Source organism: Pseudomonas sp. ZL2, assembly GCF_054788455.1.
Window position 1 is genome coordinate 148,124 of the sequence record NZ_JBGOGX010000047.1, and the last position, 15,802, is coordinate 163,925.

Consider the following 15,802-nt stretch of genomic DNA (forward strand, 5'->3'; position numbering starts at 1 on the left):
GGCGGTGGACCTCAAGGTGAGCGCACGCTAGCAGAAGATGAGATGAATTCGCAATTGATATCTATTTTGCTTACTGAATCTGCTCCGGCGTAACGATCACCCAGTTCTTATCAGCCGTCACCGGCAACCCCTCTTTGGCCTGCGCCGCTGCATGCTTGGCGATCATGCCGTTGATCTGGTCCATGTACTTGGCCTTGCGATTTATCCACAGGTGGATGCCGCCCTTGGCCACGTCGACGCTATGGAACTGCATGTAGCCATCACTGGTTGGGGTATCGCCACCGACCAGCACAGGCTTTTTCCATTCATCGATATAGGTGAGGATCGCGGCTTGCTTACCGGCCATCCAGGTCGCCGGGGTCCACAGGTACGGGGTCAGTTCCAGGCCCATGTTGGCTTGCGGGTCGTAGCTGCCGGCACTGATCTGCTTGCGCGCGGTGGTCAGGGCGCCGCTGCTGCGGTCCTTGAGCAGCAGGCTGACGCCGATCACGTTCTGCGGTTTGACGTTGTAGCCGTACTTGGGATCGGCGGCGACCATGCGCACCAGCTCTTCGGAGGCGGCGCTGATCACGTAGACCTCGATGCCGTTCGCCATCAGCTTGTTGAACAGCTCGGCTTGGCCTGCGAACACTTTCGGCGGCTGCACGTCGATGCGCTTGACCTGATCACCCTCGTAGTAAGTGCTCGGCACCGGCTTGCCCGAGGCCATCAGCTCGTCGACATAGCCCTTGAGCTCCTTGAGGGTGAAGCCAGCAAACACCTGGGCGACCCAGGGATAACAGACCATGTCGTCGATTTCGCAGAGCCGGTAGTAGTAACTGAACAGGCTCTCCTTGTGCTCGGCGGTGTCTTTGAAGGGGATGAGCTTGAGCGACGGATCGAGCTTGTCGCGGCTGAGCAGGCCCTTGTTCTCCATGAACGGCAGCAGCGATTCCTCGAGGTCGAAGCGGTAGCTGGTGTTGTCCATGTCGAAAACCGCGTAGTTGCCCTGGTTGGCATTGGCGGCAATCATTGTGTCCAGTTGTTTGGCAGCCTCGGCCGGCCAGTGCTTGAGTTCAGTGGCCCAGCTGTGCCCGGCCAGCAACAGGGCCAGGCCGGCGGCGAGGATTTTCGGAGCAGACGTCATGTGCATTTCTCCAGAAAAGTGGCCCGCCCACGCTAGCAAAGCCTGTAATGCACACCGACCCGACAGCGACACCGGCACGCCCCTGAGCGGCCACAAGCATTCTGTTTGCGACGTAACGTTATTCCAAAAACGACTATCGAAATTCCATTTCGATATAAATTCGTTCGTTTTCATGCTGTTAGCATTTCTGTTCGCAATCGCACACAGAGGCGATGCCCCGCCTTTTTTCCTGGAGCTTCAATGAATCTGCCGTTGTCTCTCAATCTGCTGGCGTTCCTGGCCTTGCTGCTAGGCCTGGCGCAAACCCGTCATGGCAACTGGAGCCTGGCCAAGAAGGTCCTGGTCGGCCTGGTCCTCGGCGTGTTGTTCGGCGCTGCCCTGCATGCCATTTATGGCGCCGGCAACCCGATCCTCAAGGCCACCATCAGCTGGCTCGACCTGGTCGGCAACGGTTATGTGCAGTTGCTGCAGATGATCGTCATGCCGCTGATCTTCGCCTCGATCCTCAGCGCCGTGGCACGCCTGCACAACGCTTCGTCGCTGGGCAAGATCAGCTTCCTGACCATCGGCACCCTGCTGTTCACCACGGCCATCGCCGCGCTGATCGGCATCGTGCTGACCAACCTGTTCGGCCTGACCGCCGAAGGCCTGGTGGCCGGCACCGCCGAAACCGCACGCATGGCGGCGATCCAGAGCGATTACGTGGGCAAGGTCACCGACCTGAACATCCCGCAGCTGCTGCTGTCGTTCATCCCCAGCAACCCGGTAGGCGACCTGGCCCGGGCCAAGCCGACCTCGATCATCAGCGTGGTGATCTTTGCCGTGTTCCTCGGCATGGCCGCCCTGCAACTGCTCAAGGATGACGCCGAAAAGGGCAACCGCGCCCTGGCCGCCATCGACACCCTGCAAGCCTGGGTGATGCGCCTGGTGCGCCTGGTGATGAAGCTCACCCCGTACGGCGTGCTGGCGTTGATGACCAAGGTGGTGGCCAGCTCGAACCTGGACGACATCCTCAAGCTCGGCAGCTTCGTGGTGGTCTCGTACATCGGCCTGGGCCTGATGTTCGTGGTGCACGGCGTGCTGCTGGCACTGAGCGGCGTGAACCCGCTGCGCTTCTTCCGCAAGGTCTGGCCGGTGCTGACCTTCGCCTTCACCAGCCGCTCCAGCGCCGCGAGCATCCCGCTGAGCATCGAGGCGCAAACCCTGCGCCTGGGTATTCCGCAGTCGATCGCAAGCTTCGCGGCATCGTTCGGAGCGACCATCGGCCAGAACGGCTGCGCCGGTTTGTACCCGGCGATGTTGGCAGTGATGGTGGCGCCAGCGGTGGGCATCGATCCATTTGACCCGCTGTGGATTGCCACCCTGGTGGCGATCGTCACCTTGAGTTCGGCGGGTGTCGCGGGCGTGGGTGGTGGTGCGACCTTCGCGGCACTGATCGTGCTGCCAGCCATGGGCTTGCCGGTCGAGCTGGTGGCCTTGCTGATCTCGGTCGAGCCATTGATCGACATGGGCCGTACGGCGTTGAACGTGAACGGTTCGATGACTGCCGGGGCGATTACCAGCCAGATGCTCAAGCAGACCGACAAGTCGCTGCTGGATGCGCAGGAGCATGCGCAGCTGACGCACTCCTGAGTCCTGCGTCGCCCTGAAGGGCCTCATCGCCGGCAACGCCGGCTCCCACAGTTAGTGCATATGCCAGACACTGTGGGAGCCGGCGTTGCCGGCGATGCTTTTCAGGCCTTTTCCCAGACCTCGAAGTGATACGCCGGCTTGTCGCCGTCAGCCGCATTCGGCTGGCTCGACGCCAACGTCCACTGCGCCTGATCAAACTGCGGAAACCACGCATCCCCTTCCGGGCTCAGCTCTACCCGCGTCAGGTACAGCCGATCCGCCAGGCCGCGCTCGATTGCCTGGGTGTACAACTGCGCGCCGCCGATCAGCATCAGCTCATCGACGCCCTGCTCCAGCGCCCATTGCTCGGCACGCACCATGGCTTCATCGAGCGAGGCGAACACCTCGGCGCCTTCGAGCTGCAGGCCCGACTGGCGGCTGACCACCAGGTTCAAGCGCCCCGGGAGCGGGCGGCCAAGCGAATCCCAGGTCTTGCGGCCCATGATGATCGGCTTGCCCAGGGTGGTGGCCTTGAAATACTTGAAATCCCCCGGCAGGTGCCAGGGCATGCTGTTGTCGATGCCGATCACGCGGTTCTCGGCGAGGGCCGCGATCAGGCTGAGGGGGAGTGATGTTTTCATGCCGGCGAGGATAGCAAAGCCCGATCTTCGATGCCTGGGTTATGCTTTGGGCTGACTTGATCAATGGAAGACCGCGTGACTGCACTGACTGACCTGGACAAACGCTGGCTCACCGAAGCCGTGCGCCTGCGCGAAGAACATGCAGGCCCCTTGGAAGACCAGGAAGCCAACCGCCGCGCCCGCCAATCGGGCGGCGATCTGCCGGCGCGCATCGAAAGCCGCGCCCTGTGGCTGGCCGAACGCGACGGCATGCGCAGCGCCCTGCAGCACTGGAAACAAGGCGCACGCCTGGCACTGGCGGCCCTGGTGGTACTGGCCGTGCTCAGCGGCGCCGGCCTGGCCCTGGCGGCCCTGGGCGACAGCCAGCGCCCGGTAAACGTGTTCTGGGCCCTGGGCAGCCTGCTCGGGCTCAACTTGCTGCTGTTGCTGAGCTGGCTGCTGGGGTTTTTTCTGGCCGGCGAACAGGGTGCCAGCCTTGGCCGTCTGTGGCTGTGGCTCAGCGAGAAATTCGCCCGCGATGCCCAGGCCGCGCACCTGGCTCCCGCTCTGCTGGTGATGCTGCAACGGCAAAAACTCAACCGCTGGCTGCTCAGCCTGCTGGTGCACAGCCTGTGGCTAGTGGCCCTGGGCACGGCGCTGGTGATGCTGTTGGCCCTGCTGGCGACCAGGCGTTATGGCTTTGTCTGGGAAACCACCATTCTTGGCGCCGACACCTTCGTGGCCCTGACCCAGGCCCTGAGTGCCCTGCCGGCGTTGCTCGGCTTCAGTGTGCCGGACGTGGCCATGATCCGCGCCAGCGGCGACACTCAACCGGCACTGGAACTGGCCCGCCAGGCCTGGGCCGGCTGGTTGCTCGGGGTACTGCTGGTGTATGGCATCGTCCCGCGCCTGCTGCTTGCCGCCTTGTGCCTGTGGCGCTGGCGCAGTGGCCGGGCGCGCTTGCAACTGGACCTCAACCTGCCCGGCTACAGTCAATTGCGTGATGCCCTGATGCCCAGCAGCGAACGCCTGGGCGTCAACGATGCCGCGCCTGATGCCCTGCCGCAGATTGTCCGTGGCGTCGGCGAAGAACACAGCAATGGCGCCCTGCTGGTCGGCCTGGAACTGGACGACAAACGCCCATGGCCACCCGCCCTGCCAGCAGCGGTAAGCAACGCCGGCATCCTCGACAGCCGCGAGTCGCGCAACAAGCTGCTCGAACAGCTCAGCCGCTTTCCTCCGGCGCGCCTGGCGATTGCCTGCGACCCGCGCCGCTCGCCCGACCGCGGCAGCCTGGCGCTGCTCGCCGAGCTGGCGCGTAATGCCGGGGCCACGCGCATCTGGCTGCTGCAGGCGATGCCCGGCCAGGCGCTGGACGCTGACCGCCTGGGCGACTGGCACCAGGCCCTGGAGCAACTCGGCTTGAACTATGCCGACACCGCCCCGCTGAACTGGCTGGAGCATGGCCATGACTAAGCCGCTGAAACTGGCCGTGGTCGGCCACACCAACGTCGGCAAGACCTCGCTGTTGCGTACGCTGACCCGCGATGTCGGCTTCGGCGAAGTCTCCCATCGCCCGAGCACCACCCGTCATGTCGAAGGCGCACGCCTGTCGGTAGACGGCGAGCCGCTGCTGGAGCTCTACGATACGCCGGGGCTGGAAGATGCCATCGCCCTGCTCGATTACCTTGAACGCCTGGAGCGTCCGGGCGAGCGCCTCGACGGCCCGGCGCGGCTGGAGCGCTTTCTGCAGGGCAGCGAAGCACGCCAGCGTTTTGAACAAGAGGCCAAGGTGCTGCGCCAGTTGCTGGCCAGCGATGCCGGTCTGTATGTGATTGATGCCCGCGAGCCGGTGCTGGCCAAATACCGCGACGAGCTGGAAGTGCTGGCCGGGTGCGGCAAGCCGCTGTTGCCGGTGCTCAATTTCGTCGCCAGCAGCGACCATCGTGAAGCTGATTGGCGCGAAGCCCTGGCGCGTCTGGGTCTGCATGCGCTGGTGCGCTTCGACAGCGTCGCCCCGCCGGAAGACGGCGAGCGCCGCCTATACGAAAGCCTGGCCTTGATGCTGGAGCACTCCCGCAGCGCACTGCAACGCCTGATCGACGATCAGCAGGCCCAGCGCCAGGCCCGACGTGAAAGCGCCAAGCGCCTGGTCGCCGATCTGCTGCTCGACTGCGCCGCCTGCCGGCGCAGCGTGGTCGCCGAACCTGGCGCCGAAGCCGTGGCCATCGAAACCCTGCGCCGCGATGTGCGCCAGCGCGAGCAACGCTGCGTCGAAGCACTGCTCAAGCTCTATGCCTTTCGCAAGGAAGACGCTGCCAGCAGCGACCTGCCCTTGCTCGACGGGCGCTGGGGCGATGACCTGTTCAACCCGGAAACCCTCAAGCTGCTCGGTGTGCGCCTTGGCAGCGGCGTGGCGGCCGGTGCGGCGGCCGGGGCCGGGGTCGATTTGCTGGTCGGCGGCCTGACCCTCGGTGCTGCGGCGCTGGCCGGGGCGATTGCTGGTGGCGCCCTGCAGACTGCCCGCAGCTATGGCTCGCGCCTGCTCGGCAAGCTCAAGGGCCAGCGTGAACTGACGGTGGATGACAGCGTGTTGCGCTTGTTGGCGCTGCGTCAGCACCAGTTGATTCATGCCCTGGACGCCCGTGGCCATGCGGCGATGGAGCGGATCAAGCTGGCAACACCACAGGAGCAGACCTGGCGCGAAGGCAAATTGCCGGAAGCGCTGAGCAAGGCGCGGGCGCATCCGCAGTGGTCGTCGCTCAATCCGGGGGCGAGGGTCAATCAGGCGGAGCGTCAGGAGCAGATCGATGCTCTGCTGCTAGAGCTTTAGGGCGCTATCGCGGGGCAATGCGGGAGCGGGCTTGCCCCGCGATCAGTAGCTCCAACGCCTTGCCCTTGAGCAGCTGCAGATCAATCACCGGCACATCCATCTCCTTGGCCAGTTCGTCCCACTGACGCATGCGCAAGCTCACCGCACACAGTGGATCCTGCTCGAAAGCATCGGCCTCGGCCTCGATCATCACTCCACCCTGATACTCCAGGGTGCGCCGGCTGGCCTCACTCAAGCGCTGGTAATAGCCCGGCTGGCGCAAGGTCAGGTAGCGCTTGGCCTCGACGTGGTACTCCACCAGCCTGGCCAAACGCTCGCTGAAGCCGCAGCGGCGCAGGTAGTTGGCGCCTACCCGCTCGTGGCTGACCGCGCCGTAACCGCCCATGTCGCCTTCGGCGCCGCCACAGATATGGCCGATGTCATGGAAGAACGCCGCCAGCACCACTTCATCGTCATAGCCCTCGGCCAATGCCAGTTGCGCCGCCTGGGACATGTGCTCCAGTTGCGAAACCGGCTCGCCGATATAGTCCTCATGGCCATGCTGCTGATACAAGGCGAAGACTTCGCTGACTATCTGTTCGGCGCTAGGCATGGTCAGTCGCTCTCCTCCAGCAAACGGGCGATATGTTGCTCGGCCAGGGCCGGGCCGACGCTCATGCCGACGCCGCTGTGCATCAGCGCGGCGCTGACACCCGGCACGACCTGCAGCAAGGAAAACGGCCCCGGCCCGCCAGAACCATAGACGCCCTGCCAGCGTTCGACCACCTCAATGCGCCCGCCGAGCGTCTGCTCGGCCAGCTCGATCATCCAGTTGTCGACCTGCTCGGCGTTGAACGGTGAAGCATCGCTGCCATAGGCATGGGAGTCGCCAATGATCAGCTCGCCATGGGGCGTCGGGCTGATCAGCAGGTGGATGCCGTGCTCCAGCAGGTGCGGGCTGTTGGCCTGCAGTTGCGCTTTCAGCGCCTGGGCCTGCGGCAGGTCGGCGAAGGCGCCGTAGTGCACGCAGCTCAGGCCGGTCAGCAATGCGTGCTGCAGGTCGAGTTTGAAACGCGGCCGGGTGCGCAGCATCTGCAGGCGACAGACCTGCGGTTGCAGGGCGGCGATGGGTTCGGCGAGCAAGGTCTGGTAATCGTGGCCGGAGCAGACCACAACCTGTTTGGCGTTGAAATCTCCCGCCGTGGTCGACACCCGCCCCGGTTCGATACCGCGCACCAGGGTAGAGAAATGAAACTGTACATCCAGCTCCTGCTGCAGGAAGCGGATCAGGCTCGGCAAGGCTTCGCGTGAATACAGCTGCTGGTCTTGCAGCCCGCGCAAGGCGGCGCGGTGGTGGCGAAACTGGCCGCCGTACAGGTCGTTCAGGGCGGCGCCGCTGAGCAGTTGCACCTGGTAGTCATGTTGTGGCGCACGCTCGGCGCAGAAGGCTTCGAGCAGTTCCAGTTCCAGCGCGGTACGGGCAAACAGCAGCGAGCCATTGGCCTTGAGCTCGAAGCCGGCCTGATGCGCCCAGTGCTTCCAGATGCCGCTGCTGGCCTTGGCCAGCTCGAGCATCTGGCCGGGCGGCTGGCCGGTGACCAGGGCCTGGCCAAAGTTGCGCACCGAGGCGCCCAGGGGCGTGGCGCTGCGCTCGAAGACCCGCACCTTGAGCCCGCGCCGGGCGGCGGCGTAGGCGTGGGACAGGCCGAGGATGCCGGCGCCGACGATGAGTAGATCGGTCATCTGAGGTTCCTTGGAAAATTCAGTGGCCCCATCGCTGGCAAGCCAGCTCCCACAGGTACTGCATACACCGATCCTGTGGGAGCTGGCTTGCCAGCGATGAAGTCAACGCAGTATTACTGCTGCGCCACCTTCTCCGACTTGCCGTCATAGCGCTTGCGCCACTCGGCGAGGATGCTGTCGCGGTTCTGCGAAGCCCAGGCGAAGTCGTTCTTGATCAGGCGCTGTTCGTAGTCAGCCGGCAGTTCGGTCTGCGGCTTGGCGATGCCCGGCTGGGCCAGCACGGCGAAGTTTTCCTTGTACAGCTCCATGGCCGCCGGGCTTGCCGAAAAGTCGGCCAGGCGCTTGGCCGCGTCTTCATGCTGGCTGCCCTTGATCACTGCGGTGGCTTCGATCTCCCAGCCCAGGCCCTCTTTCGGCAGGACGATGTCCAGCGGCGCACCCTGGCGCTTGAGCTGCACGGCCGGGTATTCGAAGGAGATACCGATCGGGAACTCACCCGCCGCCGCCAGCTTGCAGGGCTTGGAGCCGGAGTGAACGTACTGGCCGATGTTCTGGTGCAGGCCGTCCATATACGCCCAGCCCTGCTTCTCGCCAAAAGTCTGCAGCCAGGCGCTGACATCGAGGAAGCCGGTGCCGGAGGACGCCGGGTTGGGCATGACGATCTTGCCCTTGTACTCGGGCTTGGTCAGGTCCTGCCAGCTCACCGGTTTGCTCAAGCCCTGCTTCTCGGCTTCGATGGTGTTGAAGCAGATAGTCGCGGCCCAGACGTCCATGCCCACCCAGGCTGGCGGGTTGGCGGCATCGCGGTAGTTGGCGCCGATCTTGCCGAGGTCTTTCGGTGCATAGCTTTGCAGCATGCCCTGCTGGTCGAGGATCGCCAGGCTCGACGCGGCCAGGCCCCACACGGCATCGGCTTGCGGGCGGTCTTTTTCGGCCAGCAGCTTGGCGGTGATGATGCCGGTGGAATCCCGCACCCATTTGATTTCGATGTCCGGGTTGGCCTTCTCGAAGGCCTGCTTGTAGCTCTTGAGCTGTTCGGCTTCGAGCGCGGTGTAGACCGTCAGCTGGGTGTCGGCGGCGTAGGCCTGCACGCTGAACGCAGTGAGGACGGCAGCGGCAAGAGCAAGTGGCTTGAACATGATGCGGTTCCTTTGAACGGTACAGGTTGGGAGAGGCAATCAGTGACCCGGCGCGCGCTGGCGCCAGGCTTGGGAGCGTTGCAACAGGCCGCGCGAGGCCCAGGCCAGGAGCAGCGAAACAGTGGCGCTGGTGAGCAGAATCAGGGTCGACATCGCCGCGGCGCCGCCAACGTTGCCGGCGTCGTCCATGTTCAACACGGCGACCGCGGCAAGGATGGTGTCGGGGCTGTAGAGGAAGATCGCCGCCGACACCGTGGTCATTGCCGAGACGAACAGGTAGCGGATGATGTCGAGCAATGCCGGCAGGCAGATCGGCACGGTGACCCGCAGAAAATGCCGGTACAGCGGCGCCTTGAGCGACAGCGCGGCGGCCTCGAACTCGCCATCGAGCTGGCGCAGCGCGGTGGTCGCGGTCATGTTGGCGGTGGTCAGGTAGTGGGCAATGGTGCACACCACCAGCAGCGCCATGCTGCCGTAGAACACATGCAGCGGGTTGCTGCTGAGGTTGAAGAAGAACACATAGCCAAGACCCAGAACCAAGCCCGGCACCGCCATCGGCACGAAGCTGAGCAAGCGCAGCAGCAGGTTCAAGCCGCGCTGGCCCTTGGTTTTTTCCATCAGGTAGGCGCCGGTGAAAATCACCGCGCTGCCGATCAGCGCCGTACCCAGGGCCATGGTCAGGCTGTTGCGGTAGGCCAGCCAGCCGCCACCGGCGGTTTCGTCGAACTGGTAGTGCTTGAGCGACAGCGACAGGTTGTAGGGCCAGAACTTGACCAGGGAGGAGTACACCGCCATGCCCACCACCAGCAACAGCACCGCGCAAATCAGCATCACCACGGCCATGAAGCAGGCATCGCGACGCCGCGAAGGCTGTGGCTGGAACACTTGCGCACGGCCGCTCATCGAATCGCCCTGGCGCCGGCGCAGCCAGGCATCGACGGCAAAGCTGAACAGTGCCGGCACCAACAGGACCATGCCGATCAAGGCACCACGGCCGAACTGCTGCTGGCCGACCACCGCCTTGTAGGCTTCCAGCGCCAGCACCTGATAATCGCCACCAACCACCACCGGCACACCGAAGTCGGTGATGGTCAGGGTGAACACCAGGCAGAAGGCGGCGAACACCGCCTGCCGGGTCGCCGGCCAGGTGATGCTGTGAAACGCGCGCCAAGGCCCGGCGCCCATGCTCGAGGCGGCATCGAACAGACGCGCATCGGCCAGCGACAGCGCCGACAGCAGGATCATCAGCGCATGCGGGAAGGTGTAGATGGCTTCACCGAGGACAATGCCCCAGAAGCCGTAGATGTTGTCGCTGAGCAGCCCGCGCAGCAGGCCCTGGTTGCCGAACAGGTAGACCAGGGCAATGGCCGGCAACATCGACGGCGCCAGCAACGGCAGCAACGAGATGCCGCGCCACAGGCCCTTGGCCGGAATCAAAGTGCGCTGCAGGGCATAGGCGAACAGGTAGGCCAGCGGCACCACGATTGCCGCAACACTGAGCGAGACCTTGAGGCTATTGCCCAGCAGCCAGTGAAAGTTGGCACTGGCAAACAATTCGCGGGCGGCAACCAGGCCACCGCCCTGACCGGCATCACTGCTGAAACCGCGCCAGAAGATCGCCAGCAGCGGCATCAATACCGCGACGGTGAGCAGAAGCAGCAGCAACCCTTTGCCGCCGACCACGAACAGTCGATCACCCAGTGAAACACCGGGGCGCTGTGCTGCCTTCGCGTGCGCGATCGGCATGGCGATTGGCGCGGCCATCTCAGGCAAACACCTGCAGACTGCGCGGCGGCAAGGCGACCCAGATATCCTGGGAGCCCAGGCGCGGCATCGACTCGGGGGCGACTTCGGCAAGCAGAGCATGGCCCGGCAGTTCGGTGAGCTCAAAACTCATGCGGCAGCGATTACCGAGGAAGGTGATCTCGCGCACCCGCGCCGGGAACAGGTTTTCTTCATGCACCGGCGGGTTGACGCTGATCGCCTCGGGGCGGCAGAACAGTCGGCCGCTGCTGGCCTGGTTGGCCCCGTCGGCCAGGCGCATGTTCAACGTACCGACCTGGGCATGGCTGTCGCTGTGACGCTGGAACGGCAGCCAGTTGCCCTGGCCAACGAACTCGGCAACGAACGGCGTGGCCGGCTTGTCGTAGATTTCCTGCGGGGTGGCGTACTGCTCGACCTGGCCGTTGTTCATCACCGCAATGCGGTCGGCCATGAGCATGGCCTCGTCCTGGTTGTGGGTGACCATCAGGGTGGTGATGCCAAGCTGGCGTTGCAGCTGGCGCAGTTCGCTGCACAGGTGCTCGCGAACCCGCGCGTCGAGGGCCGACATCGGTTCGTCGAGCAGCAACAACGAAGGTGCCGGGGCCAGGGCGCGGGCCAGGGCCACCCGCTGTTGCTGGCCGCCGGAAAGCTGGCCGGGATACTTCTTCTCGCTGCCGCTCAGGCCCACCAGCTCGAGCATCTGCGCCACCCGCTGGCGCACTTCGTCGCGACCGCTGCCGGCCAGGCCGTAGGCGATGTTGGCTTCGACGGTGAGGTTGGGGAACAGCGCGTAAGACTGGAACAGAATGCCGTAATCGCGGGCTTGAGGTGGCAGCTCGGAGATGTCGCGGTCGCCGATGTACAGGGTGCCGCGGTCCTGGCGCTCGAGGCCGGCGATGCAGCGCAACAGGGTGGTCTTGCCGCAGCCGGAGGGGCCAAGCAGGCACACCAGTTCACCGGCAGCGACGTCGAGGGAAACATCGTGCAGGGCGGTAAAGGCGCCGAAACGCTTGTGGATACCGCGCACCTTCATGTGTGCGCCTGGGGTTGCGACCGCAGTGTTCATGGCAGGACCTCATCGAACGAATGAGGGCCATGCTAGGCGGGCAATGCGAAGGTTCTGTGGCGCAGAGGCAAAAGTTGCCGATAGTGGTATAGGCAGATTTTGGTGTGATCTCGGTTGGCAAGGCTGCGCCTTGCATCGCTGGCAAGCCAGCTCCCACAGGTCCAGTACATGCAGTACCCTGTGGGAGCTGGCTTGCCAGCGATTATCTATATCTCTACCGCCGCCACTTCCTGAGCCAGGCCCAGGAACGCCGCCGGCAACCGCGCCTGGCGCCGCTCCTTCAGGCAATACAGGTATTCATGCATCAGCGGCGCCCCCTCCAGGCTCAGTACCCGCAGCTCGGGGTTATGCGGTACTTCATGGCGGGCAATGATGCTGATGCCGATATTGCGCAGTACCGCTTCGCGAATCGACTCGCGGCTGCCAATCTCCAGCAGCGACCCGACCTTCACCCCCGCCGCTTCCAGCATCTGTTCGGTCAGCTTGCGCGTGGTCGAGCCCTGCTCACGCACCAGCAGGCAGTGCCCGGCCAGCGCCGACAGCGGCAACGATTCACGGCTGGCCAGCACATGGTTGCGATGCACCGCCACCACCAGCGGATCGGTGCCCAGCACCCGCCGCACCAGGCGCGCATCCTCGACCAGTTGCGAAGACGCAGCCAGGTCCACCCGATAGTCTTCGAGCAACTCCAGCACCTGCTGGGAGTTGCCGATCTCCACCGAAACCTCCACCTGCGGCAGGCGCTCGCGGAAGATCTTCACCAGGTCGAGGATGTAATACGGCGCCGTGGCGGCGATGCGCAAACTGCCCTGGCCCTGGCCGCTGTTACGCAGAAAGAACTCGATATCGGCTTCCTGCTGCAGCAGGGCCTTGACCATCGGCAGCAGCCGCGTGCCGTCGTCACTGAGGGTCAGACGGCGACCGCCGCGGTAGAACAGCTCGACCGCGTACTGGCTTTCCAGGTTGCGGATCTGCGTGGTCACCGTCGGCTGGCTGAGCCCGAGTTTCTTCGCCGCCAGGGTAATACTGCCCAGGCGGGCAACCATGTAGAAGGCCTTCAACTCGGAACTCAACATACATCCTCTATTTACGCAGCAGGCGCAGGCCGTTGAACACCACCAGCAAGCTCACGCCCATGTCGGCGAACACCGCCATCCACATGGTTGCCATGCCGGCGAAGGTGACTGCCAGGAAGATCGCCTTGATCCCCAGGGCCAGGACAATGTTCTGGGTCAGGATCGCCGCACTCTGGCGCGAGAGCCTGACGAAGGCCGGAATTTTGCGCAAGTCATCATCCATCAGCGCCACGTCGGCGGTCTCGATGGCGGTATCGGTACCGGCCGCAGCCATGGCAAAACCGATCTCGGCCCGGGCCAGTGCCGGCGCATCGTTGATGCCGTCACCGACCATGCCGACCCGATGGCCCTGGGCGTACAGGTCTTCGATGGTCTTGAGCTTGTCGGCCGGCAGCAGGTTGCCGTGGGCCTGGTCGATACCGACCTGGGCGGCAATGGCCTGGGCGGTGTGCGGATTGTCGCCGGTCAGCATGACAGTCTTGATACCCAGCTCATGCAATTCGGCAATCGCCTCGCGGCTGCTCTCCTTGACCGTGTCGGCGACGGCGAACAGCGCCAGCGGGCCGGACTTGTCGAGCAGCAGCACGACGGTCTTGCCCTGACGCTCGAGGGCATCGAGCCGGGCTTCGAGCTGCGGCGAGCACAGGCCGAGTTCTTCGACCAGACGGTGGTTACCGAGGTGATACAGCTCGCCGTCAATCTCACCGCGTACGCCGCGACCGGCCAGGGCTTCGAAGGCCGTCACTTCACTCAGGGGCAGTTGCTGCTCAGTGGCGAACACGGCAATGGCACGGGATACCGGGTGGTCGGAGCGGTCGGCGAGGCTGGCGGCCAGCGCCTGGGCACGGCCTTCGAACAACGGCTCAAGCACTTCATGGTCGGTTTGCACCGGCTTGCCATGGGTGATGGTGCCGGTCTTGTCCAGGGCCAGGAAGTCGAGTTTGCGCCCGCCTTCCAGGTACACCCCGCCCTTGACCAGGATGCCTTTGCGCGCCGCCGCGGCCAGGCCGCTGACGATGGTCACCGGGGTGGAAATCACCAGGGCACACGGGCACGCCACCACCAGCAACACCAGGGCGCGGTAGATCCAGTCGAACCAGGCGCCAGCCATGAACAGCGGCGGAATCACCGCTACCGCCAGGGCGAAGGCGAACACGGCCGGGGTGTAGATGCGCGAGAACTGGTCGACGAAACGCTGGGTCGGCGCCCGCGCGCCCTGGGCCTCTTCCACCGCCTTGATGATCCGCGCCAGGGTCGATTGCCCGGCTGCCGCCGTCACCCGGTACTCCAGCGCACCGGCCTGGTTGATGGTACCGGCGAATACCTTGTCGCCCGGGCCCTTCTCTACCGGCAAGCTCTCGCCGGTGATCGGCGCCTGGTCGATGCTCGACTGGCCGCTGACCACCTCACCGTCCAGGCCGATGCGCTCGCCAGGGCGCACCCGCACCAGCGCACCGAGGGCGACCTGCTTGACGTCCAGCTCACGCCACTGGCCATCGGCGTCCTGTACGGTGGCCAGGTCCGGGCTCAACTGCATCAAGCCGCCGATGGCGTTGCGTGCGCGGTCCAGCGAGCGCGCTTCGATCAGCTCGGCGACAGTGAACAGGAACATGACCATGGCCGCTTCCGGCCACTGGCCAATCAGCACCGCGCCGGTCACAGCGATGCTCATCAGCGCGTTGATATTGAGGTTGCCGTTCTTCAGGGCAATCCAGCCCTTCTTGTAGGTACTCAGGCCACAACTGAGGATCGACACCAGGGCAACCAGGGCAACCACCCAGGAAGGCGCCAGTTCGGCGAAATGAATCGCCTCGGCACCCAGCGCTGCCACACCTGCCAATGCCAGCGGCCACCAATGCTTTTTCACCGGTGCAGGCGCAGCGGCAGTTTCCTCGGTGGAATCGCTCAGCGGTTCAGCCTGCATGCCCAACGAGGCAACCGCCTGCTCAATGGCGACGGTGTCGGCATGGGTATGGCGCACGCCGAGGACGCGATTGATCAGGTTGAACTCCAGCTGCTCGACCCCCGCCAGCTTGCCCAGCTTGTTCTGGATCAGCGTCTGCTCCGTCGGGCAATCCATGGCCTCGATGCGAAAACGGCTCAACCGTGCACCGGCACTGCTCGCCTCGCTCAGTTGCACCAGCGCCGGTGCGGCGTCGTGGGAACAGCAGCTGTGGGCGTGTTCGGCATGTTCATGCTTGGCGTGATCATGGCTGTGCTCATGATCGTGGGGGGCTTTACCGGGGGTGTGGCTGACAGGCTGATTCATGGGTTCATCCTTAAATGTCCTGTTGCCAAGTGAACACCCTGTAGCCACTATAGGGTCAAGCCACTTGTCGAGGTATTTGCAGATGAAGATCGGAGAACTGGCCAAGGCCACCGATTGCGCGGTGGAAACCATCCGTTACTACGAGCGGGAAAACCTGCTGCCGGAGCCGGCGCGCAGCGAGGGCAACTACCGGATGTACACCCAGGCCCACGTCGAGCGCCTGACCTTCATCCGCAACTGCCGCACCCTCGACATGACCCTGGAAGAAATCCGCAGCCTGCTGCACCTGCGCGACAGCCCGGAAGACCAGTGTGAAAGCGTCAATGCGTTGATCGACGAGCATATCCAGCACGTCAAGGCGCGCATCGACGGGCTGCAGGCGCTGCAGGCACAACTGCTGGAACTGCGTCAGCACTGCCATCCCAAGGAGGTCCAGTGCTCGATCCTGCAGCATCTTGAGGTCAATGGTGCGGTGACGGCGCCAGAGGCGGAGCATTCACATGTGGGCAGAAGCCACGGGCACTGATTGAGGTACCTGTAGGAGCGGGCTTGCCCCGCGAGGCGATGTGAAAGACA

At 64.4% G+C, this 15,802-nt stretch carries 13 protein-coding genes; 4 read left to right on the forward strand and 9 right to left on the reverse strand.

Annotation, left to right across the window (positions count from 1 at the left end; all coding sequences use genetic code 11):
• Positions 1 to 70 precede the first annotated feature (70 nt).
• The gene (locus ABM562_RS22000; protein ID WP_115089428.1) at positions 71 to 1,126 is read right to left on the reverse strand and encodes an HAD family hydrolase; all 1,056 of its coding nucleotides are present in this window, start codon (positions 1,124 to 1,126) and stop codon (positions 71 to 73) included.
• A 240-nt stretch (positions 1,127 to 1,366) separates the two neighbouring features.
• On the opposite strand from ABM562_RS22000, the gene ABM562_RS22005 reads away from it, so the two are divergent.
• Positions 1,367 to 2,758, forward strand: a complete 1,392-nt coding sequence (locus ABM562_RS22005) for an L-cystine transporter (RefSeq protein ID WP_115089429.1) — start codon at positions 1,367 to 1,369, stop codon at positions 2,756 to 2,758.
• Positions 2,759 to 2,859: 101 nt separating this feature from the next.
• On the opposite strand, the gene ABM562_RS22010 is transcribed toward ABM562_RS22005, so the two are convergent.
• A complete protein-coding gene (locus ABM562_RS22010) occupies positions 2,860 to 3,378 on the reverse strand; it encodes a dihydrofolate reductase (RefSeq protein WP_115089430.1) in 519 nt (172 codons plus the stop codon).
• 63 nt (positions 3,379 to 3,441) lie between these two features.
• Here ABM562_RS22010 and ABM562_RS22015 point away from each other — a divergent pair, with 63 nt between their 5' ends.
• The gene (locus ABM562_RS22015; protein ID WP_460423330.1) at positions 3,442 to 4,833 is read left to right on the forward strand and encodes a DUF2868 domain-containing protein; all 1,392 of its coding nucleotides are present in this window, start codon (positions 3,442 to 3,444) and stop codon (positions 4,831 to 4,833) included.
• The gene (locus ABM562_RS22020; protein WP_115089432.1) at positions 4,826 to 6,190 is read left to right on the forward strand and encodes a GTPase/DUF3482 domain-containing protein; all 1,365 of its coding nucleotides are present in this window, start codon (positions 4,826 to 4,828) and stop codon (positions 6,188 to 6,190) included. Before ABM562_RS22015 ends, ABM562_RS22020 begins: the two co-directional genes overlap by 8 nt.
• Positions 6,191 to 6,194: 4 nt before the next feature.
• Here the strand turns inward: ABM562_RS22020 and ABM562_RS22025 are convergent, their stop codons facing one another.
• From ABM562_RS22025 to ABM562_RS22055, 7 genes are all read right to left on the reverse strand, one after another.
• Positions 6,195 to 6,782: a phosphonate degradation HD-domain oxygenase gene (locus ABM562_RS22025; protein WP_115089433.1), complete on the reverse strand. Its 588-nt coding sequence runs from the start codon at positions 6,780 to 6,782 to the stop codon at positions 6,195 to 6,197.
• A 2-nt stretch (positions 6,783 to 6,784) separates the two neighbouring features.
• Positions 6,785 to 7,912, reverse strand: coding sequence for a TIGR03364 family FAD-dependent oxidoreductase (locus tag ABM562_RS22030; RefSeq protein ID WP_115089434.1), 1,128 nt, complete (start codon positions 7,910 to 7,912; stop codon positions 6,785 to 6,787).
• A 113-nt stretch (positions 7,913 to 8,025) separates the two neighbouring features.
• Entirely contained in the window at positions 8,026 to 9,051 is a 1,026-nt protein-coding gene (locus ABM562_RS22035) for a putative 2-aminoethylphosphonate ABC transporter substrate-binding protein (RefSeq protein ID WP_115089435.1), read from the reverse strand.
• A gap of 39 nt (positions 9,052 to 9,090) precedes the next feature.
• Positions 9,091 to 10,815 carry a putative 2-aminoethylphosphonate ABC transporter permease subunit gene (locus ABM562_RS22040; RefSeq protein WP_460423333.1) on the reverse strand — a complete coding sequence of 575 codons (1,725 nt, stop codon included), beginning with the start codon at positions 10,813 to 10,815 and terminating at the stop codon, positions 9,091 to 9,093.
• A 1-nt stretch (position 10,816) separates the two neighbouring features.
• Complete coding sequence (locus ABM562_RS22045) at positions 10,817 to 11,881, reverse strand: putative 2-aminoethylphosphonate ABC transporter ATP-binding protein (protein WP_134061186.1); 1,065 nt, start codon at positions 11,879 to 11,881, stop codon at positions 10,817 to 10,819.
• 206 nt (positions 11,882 to 12,087) lie between these two features.
• Positions 12,088 to 12,957 (reverse strand): LysR family transcriptional regulator, encoded by an 870-nt coding sequence (locus ABM562_RS22050; RefSeq protein ID WP_045201837.1) that lies wholly within the window; start codon positions 12,955 to 12,957, stop codon positions 12,088 to 12,090.
• Between the two features lie 7 nt (positions 12,958 to 12,964).
• Positions 12,965 to 15,226: a heavy metal translocating P-type ATPase gene (locus tag ABM562_RS22055; protein ID WP_460423336.1), complete on the reverse strand. Its 2,262-nt coding sequence runs from the start codon at positions 15,224 to 15,226 to the stop codon at positions 12,965 to 12,967.
• An 82-nt stretch (positions 15,227 to 15,308) separates the two neighbouring features.
• On the opposite strand from ABM562_RS22055, the gene cadR reads away from it, so the two are divergent.
• Positions 15,309 to 15,752 (forward strand): Cd(II)/Pb(II)-responsive transcriptional regulator, encoded by a 444-nt coding sequence (cadR, locus tag ABM562_RS22060; protein WP_010222147.1) that lies wholly within the window; start codon positions 15,309 to 15,311, stop codon positions 15,750 to 15,752.
• The last annotated feature ends 50 nt before the right edge of the window (positions 15,753 to 15,802 follow it).

Coding starts and splice junctions, on each gene's coding strand:
- ABM562_RS22015 (WP_460423330.1), top strand. CDS start 3,442: ATGGAAGACCGCGTGACTGCACTGACTGACCTGGACAAACGCTGGCTC.
- ABM562_RS22035 (WP_115089435.1), bottom strand. CDS start 9,051: ATGTTCAAGCCACTTGCTCTTGCCGCTGCCGTCCTCACTGCGTTCAGC.
- ABM562_RS22050 (WP_045201837.1), bottom strand. CDS start 12,957: ATGTTGAGTTCCGAGTTGAAGGCCTTCTACATGGTTGCCCGCCTGGGC.
- ABM562_RS22010 (WP_115089430.1), bottom strand. CDS start 3,378: ATGAAAACATCACTCCCCCTCAGCCTGATCGCGGCCCTCGCCGAGAAC.
- ABM562_RS22040 (WP_460423333.1), bottom strand. CDS start 10,815: ATGGCCGCGCCAATCGCCATGCCGATCGCGCACGCGAAGGCAGCACAG.
- ABM562_RS22005 (WP_115089429.1), top strand. CDS start 1,367: ATGAATCTGCCGTTGTCTCTCAATCTGCTGGCGTTCCTGGCCTTGCTG.
- ABM562_RS22025 (WP_115089433.1), bottom strand. CDS start 6,782: ATGCCTAGCGCCGAACAGATAGTCAGCGAAGTCTTCGCCTTGTATCAG.
- ABM562_RS22000 (WP_115089428.1), bottom strand. CDS start 1,126: ATGACGTCTGCTCCGAAAATCCTCGCCGCCGGCCTGGCCCTGTTGCTG.
- cadR (WP_010222147.1), top strand. CDS start 15,309: ATGAAGATCGGAGAACTGGCCAAGGCCACCGATTGCGCGGTGGAAACC.
- ABM562_RS22020 (WP_115089432.1), top strand. CDS start 4,826: ATGACTAAGCCGCTGAAACTGGCCGTGGTCGGCCACACCAACGTCGGC.
- ABM562_RS22045 (WP_134061186.1), bottom strand. CDS start 11,881: ATGAACACTGCGGTCGCAACCCCAGGCGCACACATGAAGGTGCGCGGT.
- ABM562_RS22055 (WP_460423336.1), bottom strand. CDS start 15,226: ATGAATCAGCCTGTCAGCCACACCCCCGGTAAAGCCCCCCACGATCAT.
- ABM562_RS22030 (WP_115089434.1), bottom strand. CDS start 7,912: ATGACCGATCTACTCATCGTCGGCGCCGGCATCCTCGGCCTGTCCCAC.